Source organism: Pseudomonas sp. FSL R10-1339 (assembly GCF_009600545.1).
Classification (GTDB): domain Bacteria; phylum Pseudomonadota; class Gammaproteobacteria; order Pseudomonadales; family Pseudomonadaceae; genus Aquipseudomonas; species Aquipseudomonas bubulae.
The window spans coordinates 1-298 of the sequence record NZ_WIVQ01000303.1; the positions used below are offsets into that span (position 1 = coordinate 1).

General features: G+C 59.7%; 1 protein-coding gene. It reads right to left on the minus strand.

Annotated elements, in window-relative coordinates; genetic code table 11:
- Positions 1-36 precede the first annotated feature (36 nt).
- Positions 37-298 (minus strand): helix-turn-helix domain-containing protein (locus GHO03_RS24870; RefSeq protein WP_178110395.1); only part of this gene is annotated, 262 nt, incomplete at its 5' end.

Here is a 298-nt window from a genome sequence, read left to right on the forward strand (position 1 = left end):
CAATGGCTTCGCAGCTATTGTCGTTTTAACCCGCGATTAACGCTTGGTGCTAACCCAGGAATGCACAGTGCCTGTGCCAACTGAAAGCTCTTTAGCAATGCTTCTGATGCTCACCCCATCGCTGCGCAAGCGAAGAGCCTGTGCTCTGAGTAGAGCATAGGCCTCGCCTTTGGCCTTACCACCCTTGCGCCCCTGTACCGCCTGCCACGCGCTAAACGAGGCGGCGTCGAGGTGCTGGTGCGTCCACTTCGCCACTGAGCGGGCGACGTGGCGCACCTCCTGGTGATCGAGGGATGCC